Below are 18,146 nucleotides of genomic sequence, written 5' to 3'. Positions count from 1 at the left end.
ACTCTATCAGACTCTTATCGGTCCGATTCCCGGTCGAAGCGGGTCAAGCGATTTTCGCTTTCCAGTTCTTCGCTTTCGCGTTTCCCTTTCCGGCGGTCCCAACCTTACCAGACTCTTTTTCGTTCCGTTTCCGGTCCGAGTTTGATTCCGGCGACCTGGTGGGGGTCTTTTGCCTTTCGGCTGATTCGACTTTATCAGAATTATCGGGGCCGAATGAACGACCCGAACTCTGAGTGAGAGGAATCAAGTGGCTCCGCCGGAATGAACATTCCTTGCAAGAGCGAGATAAACATTAGCCGTCAAGCCCCGACCTGTCCAGTCCGAGCCAACTAGTAAAATCTACCTCCCCACAGGAACCGTGTCAACAGTTTTTGTGGGCGATGAGGAGACTAGCAGCTCAGTGAGGCCCGGCGCACATCCGTCGGGGTGTGGCGGTCACGCGGCGATCGGCAGCGAGGCGCCACGTTCGGAAACCGCGACGTCACCGGTGTCGCCGGCTCTGACCGCGCGACCGCCCAGGACGCGCACGTACAGCAGGAAGGCCAGTTCGGCCGCGACGCCGATGCTGATCCTGGCCCAGGTGGGAAGGCCGGAAGGCGTCACGAATCCCTCGATGAGTCCCGACACGAAGAGGACCAGGGCGAGGCCGATGGCCATACCGAGGGCGGCCCGGCCCTCCTCCGCGAGCGCGTCGCGGCGGGAGCGGGGTCCGGGGTCGATGAGGGTCCAGCCGAGCTTGAGGCCCGTGCCGGCGGCCACGAACACCGCGGTGAGTTCGAGGAGGCCGTGCGGCAGGATCAGTCCGAGGAAGGTGTCCAGCCGCCCGGCGGACGACATCAGGCCGAGACCGACCGCGACGTTGAGCACGTTGGTGAAGAGGATCCAGATCACGGGCAGGCAGAAAAACGCTCCGAGGACCAGGCACATGGCTGCTGCCTGAGCGTTGTTCGTCCACACCTGGGCGGCGAAGGAAGCCGCGGGATGGCTGGAGTAGTAGGTCTCGTACTCCCCGCCCGGCCGGGTGAGTTCGCGCAGGTCGTCGGGGGCGCCGAGGGACGCCTGGATCTCGGGGTGCGTACCGATCCACCAGCCGATGAGCACCGTGAGAAGGGTGGAGGCCACCGCCGTGGGCACCCACCAGTGGCGGGCGCGGTAGACCGCGGCAGGGAATCCGACGGTGAGGAAGCGCGTCACGTCCCGCCACGACGCCTTGCGGGTACCGGTCACGGTGGACCGGGCACGGGCCACGAGCCGGGTCAGCCGGCCCTCGATGGCCGGGTCCGGCGCCTGGGAGTGGATCAGGGAGAGATGGGTGGCCGTCCTCTGGTAGAGCACGACCAGCTCGTCCGCCTCGGTACCACTGAGCCTGCGGCCCAGTTTCAGCAGTACTTCCAGGCGATCCCACTCCGCGCGGTGGGCAGTGGCGAAGACATCGAGGTCCATGGTGGGTGACTGCTCCAGGCGAGGGGGCGTACGAGGTCCCGACAACGGCGACGCGCAGACGATCAGCTTGGCAGACTGTCGCACAACGGGGCAGGGGTGGGCGACGAAAGGCGGGGCGATGAGCGAACTCGTGACCGGGGACGCGGTGGTGTTGGAGCTCAGGCCGGCCCGGCTGCCGAGCAGGGCTTTGGCGCAGGCCATCGACACCGCACTGCTGCTGACCGTGTTCCTCCTGCTCACCCTCGCGCTCACCCTCGCCACCGCGACCCTGGACGACGCGGCCGTCGCGGCCGTCTCCGTGGCGTCGTTCCTCCTGGTGCTGGTGGGCGGACCCATCGCGGTGGAAACCCTGAGCCACGGCCGTTCCCTGGGAAAGCTCGCCTGCGGTCTGCGGGTGGTGCGCGAGGACGGAGGGCCCATCGCGTTCCGCCACGCCCTGGTGCGCGGGGCGATGGGTGTCGTCGAGATCCTCTCGACCTTCGGCGGGGTGGCGGCTATCGCCTCCCTCGTCTCCGCCAGGGGCCGGCGACTCGGTGATGTGTTCGCCGGGACGATCGTCGTAAGGGAACGGGTGCCGAGCGATCGTTCCCTGGCTCTGCAGCCGCCTCCGCCGTGGCTGGGAAGCCGTTTCGCCCAGCTGGACCTGTCGGCGGTGCCGGACGAGTTCTGGCTGACCGCGCGGAGTTACGTGTCCCGCCTGCACCGGCTCGATCCCGCCGTGGGCCAGGCACTCGGCAGGCGGCTCGCCGACGAGTTGGCGGCCTGGACGGCGCTGCCGCCGCCGGCGGGGGTTCCCCACGCCGCCTACGTCGCCGCGGTGCTGCACGAGCGCCGGGTCCGCGAGGCACGACGGTACGAGGTGGGAAGGACACCGTCGGCCGGGCACGCGCCGGGCCCGGTCACGCACACCGTGTCGCCGGAGACGGCCTGGCGGGCGCCCGCACCGGGGGCCGGCGGAGCCACCGGGTGGAGTGCGCCCGCGAGTACGCCCGTCGTCGGCGGGGGCGCCCTGACCGGCCCGCCCGCGCCTCCTGTGCCGCCCGGGGCGTACGTACTGCCCGGCTCGGGCGTCCCGGGAGCCGGGGAGAGTCCGGCTGTCACCGCGGCGCACGCCGTTCCGACCGGGTTCGCTCCGCCGGCCTGAGGCGTCGGCAGGGCTCGTCGGCCGCACGCGTCGCGGTCGCCGCCGCCCGCACTACTCGGCCGGGTGCTCCTGTCGCGGTGCGGGCTTGGGCGAGGGCGGGGATTCGAGGTCTTCGAGTTCGATTCCCGGGGCGGCGAGAACCACGTCCCCGGCGAGGTGCAGCGTGTGGCGCTCCCCCGTGTTCAGGTCGCTGACCTGGTAGGTGTCCACCAACAGGGGGCCGTTGTCAGTGGGGTGCGCTTCACTGTCCATCAGTGCCCAGGACTGATCGACGGTCAGGGGAGCGAGGACCGGATCCGTGAAGGTGACCAGACGGATGCGGGTCTCGGGGGAATCCGGGGTGAGGCGCAGGAGTCGCGTGACGGCGACGAGAAACGCGGGAGAGGTGCCGGAGAAGGCGTGGGCGCGGACGTTGCCCTCGGCGGCGTCGGTGCCGGTGGGGCCGGTCCGGACCCAGGTGACGCCTTCGAGGGCGGCGCCGCGGATCTGCCAGCCGCCCGCGTGCAGTTCGAGGCGGATGGGCCGGCCGAGCTCGTCGAGCGCGAGGTCGGTCGAGCCGAGGGGATCGCCGGAGGGGGCGGTCCGCTGGGCGACGTAGCGCCAGCCGGAAGGTCCGGGGGCGCAGTGGAAGTGCTCTTCACCGAGGGGGGTTCGATCGTGCGGATCGTGGAGCGAATAACGGCCGCGGGGCATGGAGTCCTTCGGGCTGCGCGGGCGGGATACGGGGCAGGCCCCCGGCACGGGGGTGCGGGGGCCTGCGCTCGTACCTGTTGCTGATGCTGTTCCGGTCGCCGACGGCCACGCTCCCCGCGCTGCGGGGGTGGGCCGTCGGCGGGCGGGATCAGTAGCGGTAGTGGTCGGACTTGTACGGGCCGTCGACCTCGACGCCGATGTAGGCGGCCTGCTCCGGGCGGAGCGTCGTGAGCTTGACGCCCAGCGCGGCCAGGTGGAGACGGGCGACCTTCTCGTCGAGGTGCTTCGGGAGCACGTAGACGTCGGTGGGGTACTCCTCCGGCTTCGTGAACAGCTCGATCTGGGCCAGGGTCTGGTCCGCGAAGGAGTTGGACATGACGAAGGAGGGGTGACCGGTCGCGTTGCCGAGGTTCAGCAGGCGGCCCTCGGAGAGGACGATCAGGACCTTGCCGTCCGCGAAGGTCCAGGTGTGGACCTGCGGCTTGACCTCGTCCTTGACGATGCCGTCGATCTTGGCCAGGCCGGCCATGTCGATCTCGTTGTCGAAGTGGCCGATGTTGCCGACGATCGCCTGGTGCTTCATCCGGGCCATGTCGGAGGCCATGATGATGTCCTTGTTCCCCGTCGTGGTGACGAAGATGTCGGCCTGCTCGACGACGTCGTCCAGGGTCGCGACCTGGTAGCCGTCCATGGCCGCCTGGAGCGCGCAGATCGGGTCGATCTCGGTGATGATCACGCGGGCGCCCTGGCCGCGCAGGGACTCGGCGCAGCCCTTGCCCACGTCGCCGTAGCCGCAGACGACGGCGGTCTTGCCGCCGATGAGCACGTCGGTGGCGCGGTTGATGCCGTCGATCAGGGAGTGGCGGCAGCCGTACTTGTTGTCGAACTTCGACTTGGTGACGGCGTCGTTGACGTTGATCGCCGGGAACAGGAGGGTGCCGTCGCGGTGCATCTCGTACAGACGGTGGACGCCCGTGGTCGTCTCCTCGGTGACACCGCGGATCTCGGACGCGAGCTGGGTCCACTTCTGCGGGGACTCGCCGAGGGTGCGGTTGAGGAGCGTGAGGATGTGGGCGTACTCCTCGCTGTCCGCGGTGGACGGGTCCGGGGCCGCGCCGGCCTTCTCGAACTCGACGCCCTTGTGGACCAGGAGGGTGGCGTCGCCGCCGTCGTCCAGGATCATGTTCGGGCCACCGGTGGGGGTGTTCGGCCAGGTCAGAGCCTGCTCGGTGCACCACCAGTACTCCTCCAGCGTCTCGCCCTTCCAGGCGAAGACGGGGACGCCGGCCGGGGCCTCGGGGGAGCCGGTCGGGCCGACGGCGATGGCGGCGGCCGCGTGGTCCTGGGTGGAGAAGATGTTGCAGGAGGCCCAGCGGACGTCGGCGCCGAGGGCGACGAGGGTCTCGATGAGCACGGCGGTCTGCACGGTCATGTGCAGCGAGCCGGTGATGCGCGCGCCGGCCAGCGGCTGCGCGGCGGCGTACTCCTTGCGGATCGACATCAGGCCGGGCATCTCGTGCTCGGCGAGGGTGATCTCCTTGCGGCCGAACACCGCGAGGGAAAGGTCGGCGACCTTGAAGTCCTGGTTCTGGCTGACCGTCGTCATGGCGGGTCTGCTCCTCGTGAGGATCGAGGGTGGGCTGGCTGGCTGTGCGGCGCCGGGCACAGGAATGCCCGGGACTCGCAGCGCAGTCCGTCGGAGGCCCTCTCTCCCTCGGCCGGTCCGCTTCCGCGGGCCGATCGACCGCCATCAGCAGCGACGTCTGGTACGCGTACGAATCTACACCGAGCAGGGTTGAGCGCACCGGCCCACTGGGAGGACGGTGCGCTCACGTGACGTACGGAACGGCGGGGGTCAGTGCCCCGGGCCGGCGGGGCTCTCGCCCTCGGAGTCCGCTCGGCCCCCGGGGCCGCCGGAATTGCCGGACTCGCCGGAATTGCTGGACTCGCCGGACTCGCCGGGGGGCTGTTCGGCGTCCTCGGCCAGGGTGGACCGGCCGGGGTTGGTGCCCGTCGACGCGGCGTCGGCGCTGTAGATGTCGGGTTCCAGGTAGATGACGCGCGCGATCGGCACCGCCGCGCGGATGCGGGTCTCGGCGGCGTTGATCGCGTTGGCGACCTCGGTCGCGGTGTCGTCGTGCTGGACGGCGATCTTGGCGGCGACCAGCAGTTCCTCGGGGCCGAGGTGGAGCGTGCGCATGTGGATGATGCCGGTCACGGTGTCGCCGTCGACGACTGCGGCCCTGATCTTCGCGATCTGCTCGGGTCCGGCCGACTCACCGAGGAGCAGGGACTTCGTCTCGGCGGCGAGCACCAGTGCGATGACGATGAGCAGGATGCCGATGCAGAGGGTGCCGATGCCGTCCCAGACGCCGTCGTCGGTGGCGAGCGCGAGGCCGACGCCGCCGAGGGCGAGGACCAGACCGATGAGCGCGCCGAAGTCCTCCAGCAGTACGACGGGGAGCTCGGGGGCCTTGGCGCGGCGGACGAAGTCCGTCCAGCTCATCGTGCCGCGGGTCTGGTTGGACTCGGTGATCGCCGTACGGAAGGAGAATCCCTCGGCGATGATCGCGAAGACCAGCACACCCACCGGCCAGTACCAGGCCTCGATGGGGTGCGGGTGCCTGATCTTCTCGTAGCCCTCGTAGACCGCGAACATGCCACCGACCGAGAACAGGACGATGGAGACGAGGAAGGCGTAGATGTACCTCTCGCGTCCGTAGCCGAAGGGGTGCTCGGGGGTGGCCTGGCGTTGTGCCTTCTTCCCTCCGAGCAGCAGGAGTCCCTGGTTGCCGGAGTCGGCCAGCGAGTGGACGCTCTCGGCGAGCATCGACGAGGAGCCACTGAAGAGGAACGCCACGAATTTGGCCACCGCGATGGCGAGGTTGGCGGAGAGTGCCGCCACGATCGCCTTGGTTCCGCCTGACGCGCTCATGGGTGCCTGGTGTCCCTTCCTCGGTGCTGCAAACGCGGATCGGTGCCGCGTGCGTGATTCGGTCCCGCACACGCGGATCGGTGCCGCGTGCGTGATGGTCGCGGTACGGCCGCACATTGTTGCAGCACCGAGGACGGGTGGTGCGTCAGGCCACCACGGTGGCCCGGAAGAGTGTGCCGTTACCTGACGCTTCGACCGTTTCGCCCGCCGGGACGAAGACCGAGCCGCCCGGTACGAGTTCCAGGTCACCGGCCCGGAGCGCGCCGGCGGTGCAGAGCAGGATCTGCGGGGTGGCGGCCGTCAGGTCGGCGGGGGCCGCTCCGGGCGAGAGGTCGAAGCGGGACAGCCGGAACTCGTCGACCGGGGTCTCGTACGGCTCTTCGCCGGAAGGCGCGGCTTCGGGGCGCAGTACGCCCGGCTCGGTGGCTTCAAAGCGTACGACGCGCAGGAGTTCGGGTACGTCGATGTGCTTGGGGGTGAGTCCGCAGCGCAGGACGTTGTCCGAGTTGGCCATGATCTCGACACCGAGGCCGTCGAGGTAGGCGTGCGGGACGCCGGCGCCGAGGTAGAGCGCCTCGCCGGGCTGGAGCCGCACGTGGTTGAGGAGCATCGCGGCGATGACCCCCGCGTCGCCCGGGTAGTGGCGGGCGATCTCGGCGTACGGGGCGTGCGGGCCGCCCAGACGTTCGGCGGCGGCCGCCGCCTCCGTGACGGTCGCGGCCATCTCCGCCGGGTCGGCGGTGAGGATCGCGGTGAGCACCTCGCGCAGGGCGTCCTCCTCCGGGTGGGCGCGCAGCAGGTCGGCGTACGGCTTGAGGGAGTCGACGCCGAGCGCCTCCAGCAGGGCGGCGGCCTCCTCGGGCCGGCGGAAACCGCAGAGGCCCTCGAAGGGGGTGAGGGCGCAGATCAGTTCGGGCTTGTGGTTGGCGTCCCGGTACGTGCGGTGGGGGGCGTCGAGCGGGATGCCGCGGGCCTCCTCGTCGGCGAAGCCGAGCCGGGCCTGCGTGAGGTCGGGGTGGACCTGGAGGGAGAGCGGAGCGCCGGCGGCGAGGAGCTTGAGGAGGAAGGGAAGGCGGGGGCCGAACTTCTCGACGGTCGCGGAGCCGAGTTCGCGGGCCGGGTCGGCGGCGATGACCTGGTCGAGAGGGAGTTCGGTGCCGTCGCGGGTGAGCAGGGACGGCGCTCCGGGGTGGGCTCCCATCCACATCTCGGCCTGCGGCTCCCCGGTGGGCGGGGTGCCGAGCAGCTCGGGGATGGCCGTGGTGGAGCCCCAGGCGTAGGGGCGCACGGTGTTGGAGAGCCGGTCCATGGAGTGGTCCTCGGGCTTTCGTGAAGGTGTGGCAGGCGGGACGGGTGTACGGACGAAACAGGTGTGGCAGGCAGGACGGGCGTACGGACGGGACAGGTGTGGCAGGTGGGACGGGCGTGGCGTGCGGGTGCCCGTGCGGACGGGGCGGGTGCACCCGCACGGCCCGTACGGCCCGCCCCCGTGACCCCCGCACGCCCCCTGCGGGTCCTTGGGATTCCGGGCGGAGGGTCAAAGGGTGGGGCAGGGCAGTGCGTGCGCCGGGGGTCGCCCGGTCGCGTCAGGCTGGGCTGTCGGCAGCCGGAGGTTCGGTGGCCAGCGCGAGATAGACGGCGGCGAAGTCGGTGACGGCGAGGAGTTCGGCGAGCGCTTCGAGTTCGCTGCCCTCGTCGGGTTCGAGTTCACTGATGGCCGTGTCGTGGCCGAGGGCGAGTTCGCGGGCGGCGGGTGCGGCGGTCAGCCCGCCGGCGGGCCGGTCCCGCAGGAGGACGACCCGGGCGCGCAGTGCTTCCCCCTCGTCGACCCGGTCGCGGAAGAAGTCGTCGGGGTCGGCTCCGGCCGCGAAGTCCCCGGCGAGCAGGCCGCCGTGCGAGGGCAGGGCTTCGGGGAGCGGCGCGGTGAGCGCGGGGCGCCCCGCGAGTTCGGCGAGGACGGCGGCGAACCGGCGGCCGACCGGTCCCGCCGCTTCACCCTCGGTCCAGACGAGCGGCAGCGTGTCGGCGAGCTCGGCGGCGAGGGTCTTGGCCGGGTTGCTGTACGTGGCGATGGCGGGCCCGCAGCGTTCGGCGGTGCGGTCCAGCCGGTCCGCGACCTTGCGCAGGTCCTCCTCGGACGCCGAGAGCAGGCCGACCCGGTCGAGCAGGGCGAGGAGTGGAGTGAGCAGCGCCCACAGGGTGCCGGGGCCGGCGGCCGAGGTCTCGGCGTCGTACTCGCCGTGCGGGGCGGCGGCCATGGGGACGAGGAGCCCGTGGGCCCTCTCGACGGCTTCGCGCAGCGGCGAGCGGGTGGGGGCGACGGCGACGACGGAGCAGCCGCGCCGGTAGGCCTGTTCGGCGAGGAGCGAGAGACCGGGTTCGGCGCCGTCGGCGGTGGCGATGAGGAGCAGGTCGACCGAGCCGGCCCAGCCGGGCAGGGTCCAGCGCAGCGCTCCGCCGGCCGGGGCGACGCCGGTGGGCCGGATACGGGTGACCGGTGCGGCGGCTCCCGCGAGGGCGCCGACGATGTCGGCGACGCCCGCGGCGGCGGTGCCGGGTCCGGCGACGAGGACGGCGCGCGGCCTGCCCTCGGGGGTCAGTCCTCCGACGCCGGCCTCGGCCGCGTGCAGGGCTGCGGTACGGACGCGGGCGCCGGCCTCGGCGGCCCCGCGCAGGAGCCCTCGGCGGTCGGCCCTGGCCCGGGCGTCCGGGGCGTCGAGCAACGTCTCGTCGAGCATGGCGGTGGGCCTCCGATCACCGTACGGATCAGTGTGCGGCTGCCGGGCGCGGTCGCGGCCGGTCGCCGCCGGAGGTTCCGGGGGCTGCACCGGCCGGATGTGCCCGGCGTCCTGTCACGCGGGGCGGCGGGCCTCGTCGACCAGGAGGACCGGGATGCCGTCGCGGACCGGGTAGGCGAGGCCGCAGTCGGCGCCGGTGCAGACCAGCTCCGGGCTGTCGTCCGCCGTGCGGTCGTCGAGCGGGGAGTGACACGCCGGGCAGGCGAGGATCTCCAGAAGGCCGGCTTCGAGCGCCATGGGGCGGGTCCCTTCGAACATGCGGTTGAGCTTCGCGCGGTTGGGGCGAGGCCAGCCTACCGCCGGGGTGCGGGGGACGCGGTCCGGCAGGACCGGGCCCCCCGCTGCGCGACGGCCGGGCGGCAAGGCACCGGAGGCCGCGCGACGACCGGGTCGACTCACCGGCGCCGGTCGCAGCATCGCCCGGCGGCGGTACGCGCGCCCGGCCGGGGCACGAACAGACGGTGGTCTGCGGATGAACGGAGCGCGTTCCGCGTCGGACGGGCCCTGGGTTCACGTCGGACGGGCGGCCCCCGCCGACCGTGCGTGCGCGGGGCCGTGCGCGGCCGTTCGCGCCCGCCCGGTGGGAATGGCCGGACTCGGCCTATGCCCGGATGAGGGCCAGGGCTTCGTCCCGTACCGCCGCCATGGTGGCCTCGTCGCGGGCTTCGGCGTTGAGGCGCAGAAGTGGTTCGGTGTTGGAGGCCCGGACGTTGAACCACCAGTCGGTGGAGGCGACCGTGAGGCCGTCGAGCTCGTCGAAGGTCACGTCCTCGCGGTCGCCGTACGCGGCTCGGATCGCGGCGAGGCGGCCGGACTGGTCGGCGACGGTGGAGTTGATCTCGCCGGACCCGGTGTAGCGGTCGTACGAGGTGAGCAGTGCGGAGAGCGTGCCCGGTTGTCCGCCGAGGGCGGCGAGGACGTGGAGGGCGGCGAGCATGCCCGTATCGGCGTTCCAGAAGTCCCGGAAGTAGTAGTGCGCCGAGTGTTCGCCACCGAAGATCGCGCCGTGCTCGGCCATCTCGGCCTTGATGAAGGAGTGGCCGACGCGGGTGCGGACGGGGGTGCCGCCGTTCTCGCGGATGACCTCGGGGACGGACCACGAGGTGATCAGGTTGTGGATGACGGTGCCCTTGCCGCCGTTGCGGGCGAGTTCCCGCTCCGCGACGAGCGCGGTGACGGCGGACGGCGAGACGCCCGTGCCGCGTTCGTCGACGACGAAGCAGCGGTCGGCGTCGCCGTCGAAGGCGAGGCCCAGGTCGGCGCCCTCGGCGAGGACGCGGGCCCGCAGGTCCACGATGTTGGCCGGGTCGAGGGGGTTGGCCTCGTGGTTCGGGAAGGTGCCGTCGAGTTCGAAGTACATCGGTACGACGTCCAGTGGCAGACCCGCGAAGACGGTGGGCACGGTGTGGCCGCCCATGCCGTTGCCCGCGTCCACCACGACCTTGAGCGGCCGGATCGCGGTCAGGTCCACGAGTCCGAGGAGGTGGGCGGCGTAGTCGGTGAGGGTGTCGCGTTCGGTGAGCGTCCCCCCGGTCTCTGCCGGGGCGGGCGCGCCGTGCTCGGACCACCGCTCCACGAGCGCGCGGATGTCGGCGAGGCCGGTGTCCTGGCCGACCGGGGCGGCTCCGGCCCGGCAGAGCTTGATGCCGTTGTACTGGGCCGGGTTGTGCGAGGCGGTGAACATCGCGCCGGGCACGTCGAGGGTTCCGGAGGCGTAGTACAGCTGGTCGGTGGAGCAGAGGCCGATCAGGGTGACGTCGGCGCCGCGGGCCTGGGCGCCGCGCGCGAAGGCGCCGGCGAGGCCGGGCGAGGACGGGCGCATGTCGTGACCGATGACGATCGCGTCCGCGTCGGTGACCTGGACGAACGCCGCGCCGAAGAGTTCGGCGAGCGACTCGTCCCACTGGTCGGGTACGACGCCGCGCACGTCGTACGCCTTCACGAGCTGCGACAGATCAGCAACCACGGCCGGTCCTCCTGGGGTCTGGGCTGAGCGCCCAAACTACCCGGCCCGCGGTACGCCGTTACGGGCCGCCCACCGGCGGTGCGGGGCCGGCGGGCGGGTGCCGTCAGGAGTCGGGGGAACGCAGGACCCGCAGGTGGCCCCGGCGCGCGACCTCGACGGGGTCGGCGGTACGCGGCCCGCGGCCGGTTCCGTCCTGGCCCCGGTCGCGCGGGCGGGCGGCCTCGCGGACGGCGTTGGCCAGCGCTTCGAGATCGTCGGCGCTGTGGTGGGTGGGGGCGGAGGAGTCGGTGAGCCGGACCACCTCCCAGCCCCGGGGCGCGGTGAGCCGCTCACTGTGTTCGGCGCAGAGGTCGTAACAGTGGGGCTCGGCGTAGGTGGCGAGCGGGCCGAGGACCGCAGTCGAGTCGGCATAGACGTACGTCAGTGTCGCGACGGCAGGACGGCCGCACGCAGTGCGCGAACAGCGACGTACAGGGCTCACGACGTTGGACGGTACCGCACTCTTGAGCGGGCTGCGACGACCCTCCCCCGGCTCGGGCCACCGTGTCGTTCGTCGTTCCCGGTGGCGGGGGCCCTGCCGGGGGCCGTGACGGTCACCCGCCGGCCGGGGAGCGGCTGGTCACAGTGGTTCCGCTTGTGTGCGCACGTGAGCACCCGGTGGTGACGGGGAGGGCGGGGGGTGAGGGTTCGGTGATCACGAGCAGGGCCGAAAAGTGGCTCAACTTGGCCGGAAAATCGAGATTGAAATGTCTTCGGCGGGAGTTGCGGATACGGCGGCGGCGCCCCGTGCCCGGGCGTCGGACACCCGCGCCGGGAGGGTTACGCTGCGTCGGTGATGGACAGTCCCGTACCTTCGCCCCCGCCCGACCCCCGGCCCCGGCGCCGCGACCGCCACGGCCGCGGCATGCGCGGGCCGTTGGCCCCGCCGCAGGTGCCGCTGTCGGTGAGTCGTGCGGACACCTTCCGCGATCTGGTGCAGGACTCGGTGGAGCGTCTGGAGAGGCGCTGGCCGCAGCTCGCCGAGGTGGACTTCGTGGTGCAGGACGCGCCGGTGACGTTCGAGGACACGGTGCCGTTGGGGCGCGCGGTCTCGGCGGCGAAGGGTCAGCCCGCGCAGATCGTCGTCTACCGGCGCCCCGTCGAGATCCGGTCGAAGAGCCGGGACGAACGGGCGCTGCTGGTGCACGAGGTCGTGGTGGAACAGGTCGCGGAGCTGCTGGGGCTCTCCCCCGAGTCCGTGGACCCCCGGTACGGGCAGGACTGAGGCGTCACCCGTACCGGTGGGCCCGTGCCGCCTGACGGGCCCACCGGTGCGGTCCGTGCCGTCAGTCGTCCAGCACCGTCAGGTCCTGCACCGCGGCCGGGACTTCGACGGTGCCCCGGTCGTCCGGCAGCGTCTGCACGGTGAACATCTGCACGCCGTCCTCCGGGAGGGCGAGCGTGCGGGCCGCGTAGAGCGGACCGCCCGACTCCGTCTCCACCGTCAGCGCGTACGAGCCCTTGAGCCCGGACGGGACGGGCGGGGTGACCGCGAGGGTCGTACCGCCCTTGACGGTGTACGTCTTGACGACCTGTTCCCCGCCCTCGCTGCCCGCCGTGGCGGTGACCTTCACCTGGGCGGTGGCGCCGGGTGCGACGAGTGACAGGGTCGAGCCCTTGGCCCGGTTGTCGGCCACGCTCGCCCGGGCCCCGACCGGCCGGGTGGCCGGGATGTACGCGATCTCCTGGCCGGAGCCGGTACCCCGCACCACGCGCAGCGCGGCCACGATCGGGGTGGCCCGGCCGCCTTCGGCCGGGGTGAGCCGCAGCGAGCCCGGCTCCTTGCGGGTGACGTTCTTCAGGTCGACGCTCGCGGTCATCCCCGACTTGATGTGCAGGGTGTCGTTGCCCGCCGGGGCGAAGGTCGCCGTCTTCCCCATCAGTTGCACCTTGACGTCCGCGTCGTCGTCGCCGGGCGCGAACGCGATCAGCTGGACCGAGGTGGCGTCGGCGGGGATGCCGGGCATCACGACCGTGGCGGAGGGGTCCGCGGCGGCGGTCAGCCAGTCGCTTCCGGTGTCCTCCTCGGCTCCCCGGACCACGGCGCCGACCCGGCCGCTGCGAGTGGTGACGTGGGCGGTGACGTCGTCGACCGCTTCGTCGGTCAGCGTGGAGAGCAGCATGGCCACGCCGGAGTGCCCCGGAACGGCGATCCCGTCGCCGACGTCCGCCTTGAGGTCTCCGTCCGGGCCGAACAGCTGGATGTCGGCGACGGCCGCGCTGTCGTCCGGGTTGGTCAGGTGGATGTAGTCCTGCGACGTGGCGGCGGTACTGACGCCGGGGAACCAGAACTCCGTGTCGGGCGCGGTGCAGCTGACGCCGAGCAGCCCGCGGGTGGAGCCGACGGAGACGGAGGTGGTCTGCTGCGCGCTCCAGCCCGGGGCGAGCGCGCCGGTGGCGGTGCCGACGAGCGCGGGCGCGTCGGCGCCGTCGGCCTCGGCCGTGACGGGCTTTCCGGCCTCCTTGAGCGCGAGGACCGGCTTCTCGGCCTTCTTCTTGGCCGCCGCCGCTGCCTTGTCGGCCTTGGCGGACTTGTCAGTCTTGTCAGACTTGTCGGTCTTACCGGTGTCGGTCTCGTCGTCCGTGACGGGCAGCGTCTGTTTCAGCTCGGCGGCCGACTCCCCGCTCGCTCCCTTCCCCGCCGGGGTGAAGGAGGTGTACACGGTCTCGGCCAGCTCGGAGTCGCTGGGAGCCGGGCAGAGCAGGCTGGACCGCTCGACGGGCAGCCGCGAGGCGGACGCCGCCTTCGCCGGTGCGGTGTCACCGGGCGCGTTGAACGCGGCGAAACCGGTGACGGCGGCGAGGGCGACGGCGCCCGCGATGAGGGACAGGGGTGTGGACTTCACTCGGACTCGCCTCGCGATGCGTTACGGGTCTGCCACGGCGCCTGGTCCGGGGCGTTCGGGTCGACCTGCTCGTCGGTGTCGTGGACGCCGTACTGCTGCCCCGCGTACGGGTCGTACGGGGTCTGGGTCTCGTAACCCTGGTACTGCTGCTGTTCCTGTGGTTGCTGCTGCCCGTAGCCGTACGGATCGTGGACGCCGGCGTTCTGCTGGTACGGGTCGACCTGCTGGAACTGGTCGGTCCCGTACTGGCCCGCCGGATACGGCTCGGCGGGGTACTGCTGCCCGGCCGGGTACTGACCTGTCTGGTACTCGCCGGTCTGGTACTCGCCGGTCTGCTGCTGACCGGTCTGGTACGGCGCGTACGCGGACTGCTGGTACTGCTGCCCGTCCCACTCGGCGTACTGCTGCTGGGGAACCGCGGCGTACGTGCCGTCGGCCTCCCCGGGCTGCGCGGCCTGCGCGGAGTACAGGCCGTCGCCCCCCTCTGCCTGCGCGGCGTACGTGCTGTCGTCCTCGGCCTGGGCCTGGGCCTGGGCCTGCGCCTGGGCCGGGACGTAGGCGCCGTCCTCGCCGTCCGCCGGGGCGTACGGCTCGGGGTCGAAGCCGGGGTTGTCCGGCGAGCCGTCCGGCGACGGGTCGCTCTCGGCCGCAGCGGCGGCGGCTTCCGCCTCGGCGGCGGCGCGGAGCCGGCGGGCCCGGCGTCCGTCGCCCTCGGCCGCGTCGGCCGCGGCGGCGGCTTCGGCGTCCTCGGGGAGGTCGTCGTCGATCTCGCGGCGGCGGCCCGGCAGGGCCATGACCACGAGGACCACGGCGAGCCCGATCTGCGCCCAGATCCACGCGGAGTGCGTGATCGGGGTGTCGTAGGTGAGGTCGAGCCGGCCGCCGGCCGCGGGGAGCTCGAAGCCCTGTGCCCAGCCGTCGACGGTCTTGCGGGTGAGGGGCTTCCCGTCCAGGGTGGCCAGCCAGGCGGGGTCGGCCGCGTCGGCGAGGCGGAGCACCCGGCCGTCCTCGCCCGCCGGGATCTTGGTGTGGGACTCCACGGCGCCCGAGGGCACCGCGACGCCCTCGCCGTCACCGGAGGCCGGGACGATCATGACGCGCGCGACGTCCTGGTCGACCCGCCACAGGGCGCTGCCGTCGAGCTGGCTGAGGCGGCTGAGGCCGGGGGTCGCGTCGAGTACCCGGCCCATCTCGCGCGGGGCGCCGTCGCGCACCAGCACGTACCGCACGGCGAAGCCGCTGAGCTGGTGGCCCTGGTCGGCGCCGGAGCCCGCGACCAGGTTGGCGACGATCTTGTCCAGGTGGCTGTCGCTGCCGGTCGCCGAGGTCAGTTCCGCGTCGCCGAGGCGGGCGCCGGAGCCGCGGACCAGGGTGTACGAGACCGAGCCTGCCGAGGTCCCGCCGAGCACCAGGGTGCGCGGCTGGTCCGCCGTGCCGCTCTCCTCGGCGACGAACGCGGGGACCTGCACCGGGTCGCGGCGCTCCAGCGGTCCGGCGGCGCCGCCGGCCATCCAGGCGAGGGCGGCGAGCACGGGCGCGGCGGCGGCGGCGAGCGCGATCAGCGCGGCCACCGGCTGCCGCCAGCCGAAGCTGAGGGCGGCGACGCGGACCCGCGCCCCGTCCGCGCCCAGCAGGGCGGCGGCGATCAGCGCGGTGCCGTAGACGAGGGTGGCGGGACCGGCCCAGGTGGAGCCGTTGCTGACGCCCGCGAAGAGCAGGCCGACGAGCGCGGCGGCCCAGGAGGCGCGGATCGCCGTCTGCCGTTCGCCGCGCAGCAGCGCGGCGAGGGCGGCGAGGACGATGCCGAAGAGGAGGACGGAGCCGGTGCCCTTGGGGCCGCCGGGGCTGAGGGAGAGCAGGTCGACGGCGGACGCGGTGCCGTCGCCGAGGTCCAGGCCCGCTTCCCGGAGCAAGTCGGACGGCCGGGTCAGCAGGCTCAGCGACCAGGGCGCGAGGACGAGCAGCGGGGTGCCGACGGTGGCGAGGAACCGGAGTCCGTACGCGGCGATGTCCCGGCGGCGCAGGGCGAGCACGCCCAGGCCGAGGACGACGGCGAGCGGCCACACGATCGGGGTGAACGCGGTGCTGAAGGTGAGCAGCAGGGTGAAGGCCCAGGTGGCCCGCCAGCTGCCGCGGACCCGTCCGTCGCCGCGCAGGCCGTGGGCCGAGACGGCGGTACGGGCCATCAGCGGGAGCAGCACGGCGAGCACGGCGGTGCCCAGGCGCCCGGTGGCCAGCGCGCCGGTGACGGCCGGGAGGAAGGCGTACGCGATGCTCGCCCAGGCCCGCAGCAGGCGGGACTCGATGAGCGGCCGGGACGCGAAGTAGGCGGTGAGTCCGGCGAGCGGCACCGAGCAGACGAGCAGCAGGGTCAGCGCGAAGCCGGTGGAGCCGAGGAAGAGCGCCGAGACCGCGGCGAGTACGCCGAGGTAGGGCGGGGCCGCCTCGGTGGAGCCGGTGACGACGGGGTGCCAGCCGTCCGCGAATCGGCCCCAGAGGTCGGAGACGGAGTCCGGCGCGGGCAGCAGCGCGCCGCCGGCCAGGGCGCCGCCGCCGAGCAGGGAGCGGCAGGCGAGGAGGGAGACGAGCAGCAGGAGGGCGAAGAGGACGGGGCCGGGTTTGCGGCCGATCCGCTTGAGCCGGGCGAACTGCTCGATCTCCAGGAAGTCGGCGTCGTCGCCGCCGGGTCCGGACTCGACGGCCCCGTGACGGGAGCCGCCCGCGGCGTCGGCGTCGGAGCGGGAGCCGAAGTTGCCGGCGACCTGCTCGACGGTGGCGCGGACGGTGGCACCGGGCGGCGGGAAGAGTGACCGGAGTTCGGCCGGGTCGACGGTGCCCTTGCCGCGGGCGCGGCGGGCGGCCATGATCCTGCCCGGCCGCAGCAGGGTGCCGACGAGGCCGGTGACCTCGTCGATCGCCTGGCCGGGGACCTTGCCGACGAGGTAGGCAAGGGTGCGGAGCAGGGTGCCGACGACGAGGCGGAGCAGCACCCAGGGGAGCTTCTTGGCCGGGCTGTTCGCGAGCATGGCGTAGACGGCACCGGCACGGTCGACGCGGTGCGGGCCGACCACCGAGCGTCCGGCGCAGTCGATGGGGCGGCGTTCGCGGGCGGCGGCCTCGGCGTGCCGGAGCACGGCGTCGGGGGCGACGAGCACCCGGTGTCCGGCCATGTGGGCGCGCCAGCAGAGGTCGACGTCGTCGCGCATCAAGGGGAGTCTGCGGTCGAAACCGCCGAGCTCCTCCCAGACGTCGCGCCGCACGAGCATGCCCGCGGACGAGACGGAGAGGACGCTGCGGACCTGGTCGTGCTGGCCCTGGTCCTGTTCGCGCCGGTCGAGCGCGGTCCAGCGGCGGCCGCTGTTGGCGATGGTGACGCCGACTTCGAGCAGTTGCCGGCGGTCGTACCAGCCGCGCAACTTGGGTCCGACGATCGCGGCCTGCGGGTCGACGTCGACGACGCGCAGGAGTTCGGCGAGGGCGTCGGTCTCGGGGGCGCAGTCGTCGTGGAGCAGCCAGAGCCACTGGACGGGTTCGCCGTAGGGAAGTTCCGGCAGGTCGTAGGCGTCGTCGCGCCAGGTCCTGGTGACCGGGTCCCAGCCGCTGGGGCGCTTGAGGTACGGCAGGTCGTCGGCGGTCAGCACGGTCGTGGTGCGTACCGCCTCGTCGACGGCGGCGCCGAAGCCGGTCCGGCGCGCGAGGTGCAGGACGCGGTCACCGCCCAGCGCCTCGGTGACCAGCCGCGCGGAGTCGTCGGCGCTGCCGGTGTCGGCGGCGACGGCGTCCTGTACGGGGCGCTCCTGCCCGAGCAGGCCCGCGAGCGCGTCGGGCAGCCAGCGTGCGCCGTCGTGGGAGACGAGCACGGCGGTGACGACGTGCCGGGGGAACTCTGGGGGGGCGGACGCGTTCGGCGCCGCCGGGTGACTCTGCACGGACATCGAGGTACGGGCCCTCCGGCCGGGTTCCGGGGGCGTTCCCCCCGGTGAGGCTGCATCGGTGTACACGCGCGCCCCGGGAGGGCGTTGGCGTGTCTCGGACGGGGCCCCACACTAACGGTACGGATCGCGGGCGTTGGCGCCGAGCGGGTGAACCCCGGCCGCACCCCGCAGGGTATGGAGGCCTCGCGACGGCGACCGGGGCCGCCGGGACGGGCGCGGTGCGGATCTCCGTGACTCCCCCGCATTACCCCCTTTGCTCCCCGGCGGAGCGGGGTTCACGGGCCGCTGCGGCGGGGGCGGCGCGCGGACGGCGGGCGCGGTGCGGGTGCGGACGGCGGGTGCTGGCG

Annotated in this window: 14 protein-coding genes; 3 read left to right on the top strand and 11 right to left on the bottom strand. The window is 72.9% G+C overall.

Going from position 1 to position 18,146, the window contains the following annotated elements; genetic code table 11:
- The coding region (locus ACWD3D_RS18945; protein WP_451461984.1) for a hypothetical protein at window positions 1–233 on the top strand (233 nt) is incomplete at its 5' end.
- A 202-nt stretch (window positions 234–435) separates the two neighbouring features.
- Here ACWD3D_RS18945 and ACWD3D_RS18940 read toward each other — a convergent pair.
- Window positions 436–1,443, bottom strand: coding sequence for a stage II sporulation protein M (locus ACWD3D_RS18940; RefSeq protein WP_451461983.1), 1,008 nt, complete (start codon window positions 1,441–1,443; stop codon window positions 436–438).
- Between the two features lie 118 nt (window positions 1,444–1,561).
- Between ACWD3D_RS18940 and ACWD3D_RS18935 the strand changes: the two genes are divergently transcribed.
- Window positions 1,562–2,587, top strand: coding sequence for an RDD family protein (locus ACWD3D_RS18935; protein WP_451461982.1), 1,026 nt, complete (start codon window positions 1,562–1,564; stop codon window positions 2,585–2,587).
- Between the two features lie 51 nt (window positions 2,588–2,638).
- On the opposite strand, the gene ACWD3D_RS18930 is transcribed toward ACWD3D_RS18935, so the two are convergent.
- From ACWD3D_RS18930 to ACWD3D_RS18895, 8 genes are all read right to left on the bottom strand, one after another.
- The gene (locus ACWD3D_RS18930) at window positions 2,639–3,280 is read right to left on the bottom strand and encodes a hypothetical protein (RefSeq protein ID WP_451461981.1); all 642 of its coding nucleotides are present in this window, start codon (window positions 3,278–3,280) and stop codon (window positions 2,639–2,641) included.
- Between the two features lie 148 nt (window positions 3,281–3,428).
- Window positions 3,429–4,886: an adenosylhomocysteinase gene (ahcY, locus tag ACWD3D_RS18925; protein WP_451461980.1), complete on the bottom strand. Its 1,458-nt coding sequence runs from the start codon at window positions 4,884–4,886 to the stop codon at window positions 3,429–3,431.
- 249 nt (window positions 4,887–5,135) lie between these two features.
- Window positions 5,136–6,215, bottom strand: coding sequence for a cation diffusion facilitator family transporter (locus tag ACWD3D_RS18920; protein ID WP_451461979.1), 1,080 nt, complete (start codon window positions 6,213–6,215; stop codon window positions 5,136–5,138).
- Between the two features lie 145 nt (window positions 6,216–6,360).
- The gene (manA, locus tag ACWD3D_RS18915; RefSeq protein WP_451461978.1) at window positions 6,361–7,524 is read right to left on the bottom strand and encodes a mannose-6-phosphate isomerase, class I; all 1,164 of its coding nucleotides are present in this window, start codon (window positions 7,522–7,524) and stop codon (window positions 6,361–6,363) included.
- Window positions 7,525–7,801: 277 nt separating this feature from the next.
- Window positions 7,802–8,953 (bottom strand): SIS domain-containing protein, encoded by a 1,152-nt coding sequence (locus ACWD3D_RS18910; RefSeq protein WP_451461977.1) that lies wholly within the window; start codon window positions 8,951–8,953, stop codon window positions 7,802–7,804.
- Window positions 8,954–9,067: 114 nt separating this feature from the next.
- The gene (locus tag ACWD3D_RS18905; RefSeq protein ID WP_266710528.1) at window positions 9,068–9,250 is read right to left on the bottom strand and encodes a Trm112 family protein; all 183 of its coding nucleotides are present in this window, start codon (window positions 9,248–9,250) and stop codon (window positions 9,068–9,070) included.
- Between the two features lie 364 nt (window positions 9,251–9,614).
- On the bottom strand, window positions 9,615–10,979 hold the full coding sequence (locus tag ACWD3D_RS18900) for a phosphomannomutase/phosphoglucomutase (protein WP_451461976.1): 1,365 nt from the start codon (window positions 10,977–10,979) through the stop codon (window positions 9,615–9,617).
- 103 nt (window positions 10,980–11,082) lie between these two features.
- Window positions 11,083–11,460: a DUF3499 domain-containing protein gene (locus ACWD3D_RS18895; protein ID WP_328721366.1), complete on the bottom strand. Its 378-nt coding sequence runs from the start codon at window positions 11,458–11,460 to the stop codon at window positions 11,083–11,085.
- Window positions 11,461–11,814: 354 nt separating this feature from the next.
- Between ACWD3D_RS18895 and ACWD3D_RS18890 the strand changes: the two genes are divergently transcribed.
- Entirely contained in the window at window positions 11,815–12,243 is a 429-nt protein-coding gene (locus ACWD3D_RS18890; RefSeq protein ID WP_451461985.1) for a metallopeptidase family protein, read from the top strand.
- A gap of 61 nt (window positions 12,244–12,304) precedes the next feature.
- Here ACWD3D_RS18890 and ACWD3D_RS18885 read toward each other — a convergent pair whose 3' ends face one another.
- Together ACWD3D_RS18885 and ACWD3D_RS18880 are read right to left on the bottom strand one after the other, a co-directional pair.
- Window positions 12,305–13,864 carry a DUF5719 family protein gene (locus ACWD3D_RS18885; protein WP_451461975.1) on the bottom strand — a complete coding sequence of 520 codons (1,560 nt, stop codon included), beginning with the start codon at window positions 13,862–13,864 and terminating at the stop codon, window positions 12,305–12,307.
- Window positions 13,861–17,799: a glycosyltransferase gene (locus tag ACWD3D_RS18880; protein WP_451461974.1), complete on the bottom strand. Its 3,939-nt coding sequence runs from the start codon at window positions 17,797–17,799 to the stop codon at window positions 13,861–13,863. Before ACWD3D_RS18880 ends, ACWD3D_RS18885 begins: the two co-directional genes overlap by 4 nt.
- Between the last annotated feature and the right edge of the window lie 347 nt (window positions 17,800–18,146).

The sequence above is a fragment of the Streptomyces sp. NPDC002690 genome (genome assembly GCF_053592415.1).
The sequence above is the reverse complement of the archived record's forward strand: the minus strand, read 5'-3'. Positions and strand labels throughout refer to the sequence as shown.

What these genes read in the sequence shown, in the direction of transcription:
- ACWD3D_RS18940 (WP_451461983.1), bottom strand. Translation starts at nt 1,443, where the DNA reads ATGGACCTCGATGTCTTCGCCACTGCCCACCGCGCGGAGTGGGATCGC.
- ACWD3D_RS18935 (WP_451461982.1), top strand. Translation starts at nt 1,562, where the DNA reads ATGAGCGAACTCGTGACCGGGGACGCGGTGGTGTTGGAGCTCAGGCCG.
- ACWD3D_RS18930 (WP_451461981.1), bottom strand. Translation starts at nt 3,280, where the DNA reads ATGCCCCGCGGCCGTTATTCGCTCCACGATCCGCACGATCGAACCCCC.
- ahcY (WP_451461980.1), bottom strand. Translation starts at nt 4,886, where the DNA reads ATGACGACGGTCAGCCAGAACCAGGACTTCAAGGTCGCCGACCTTTCC.
- ACWD3D_RS18920 (WP_451461979.1), bottom strand. Translation starts at nt 6,215, where the DNA reads ATGAGCGCGTCAGGCGGAACCAAGGCGATCGTGGCGGCACTCTCCGCC.
- manA (WP_451461978.1), bottom strand. Translation starts at nt 7,524, where the DNA reads ATGGACCGGCTCTCCAACACCGTGCGCCCCTACGCCTGGGGCTCCACC.
- ACWD3D_RS18910 (WP_451461977.1), bottom strand. Translation starts at nt 8,953, where the DNA reads ATGCTCGACGAGACGTTGCTCGACGCCCCGGACGCCCGGGCCAGGGCC.
- ACWD3D_RS18905 (WP_266710528.1), bottom strand. Translation starts at nt 9,250, where the DNA reads ATGGCGCTCGAAGCCGGCCTTCTGGAGATCCTCGCCTGCCCGGCGTGT.
- ACWD3D_RS18890 (WP_451461985.1), top strand. Translation starts at nt 11,815, where the DNA reads ATGGACAGTCCCGTACCTTCGCCCCCGCCCGACCCCCGGCCCCGGCGC.
- ACWD3D_RS18880 (WP_451461974.1), bottom strand. Translation starts at nt 17,799, where the DNA reads ATGTCCGTGCAGAGTCACCCGGCGGCGCCGAACGCGTCCGCCCCCCCA.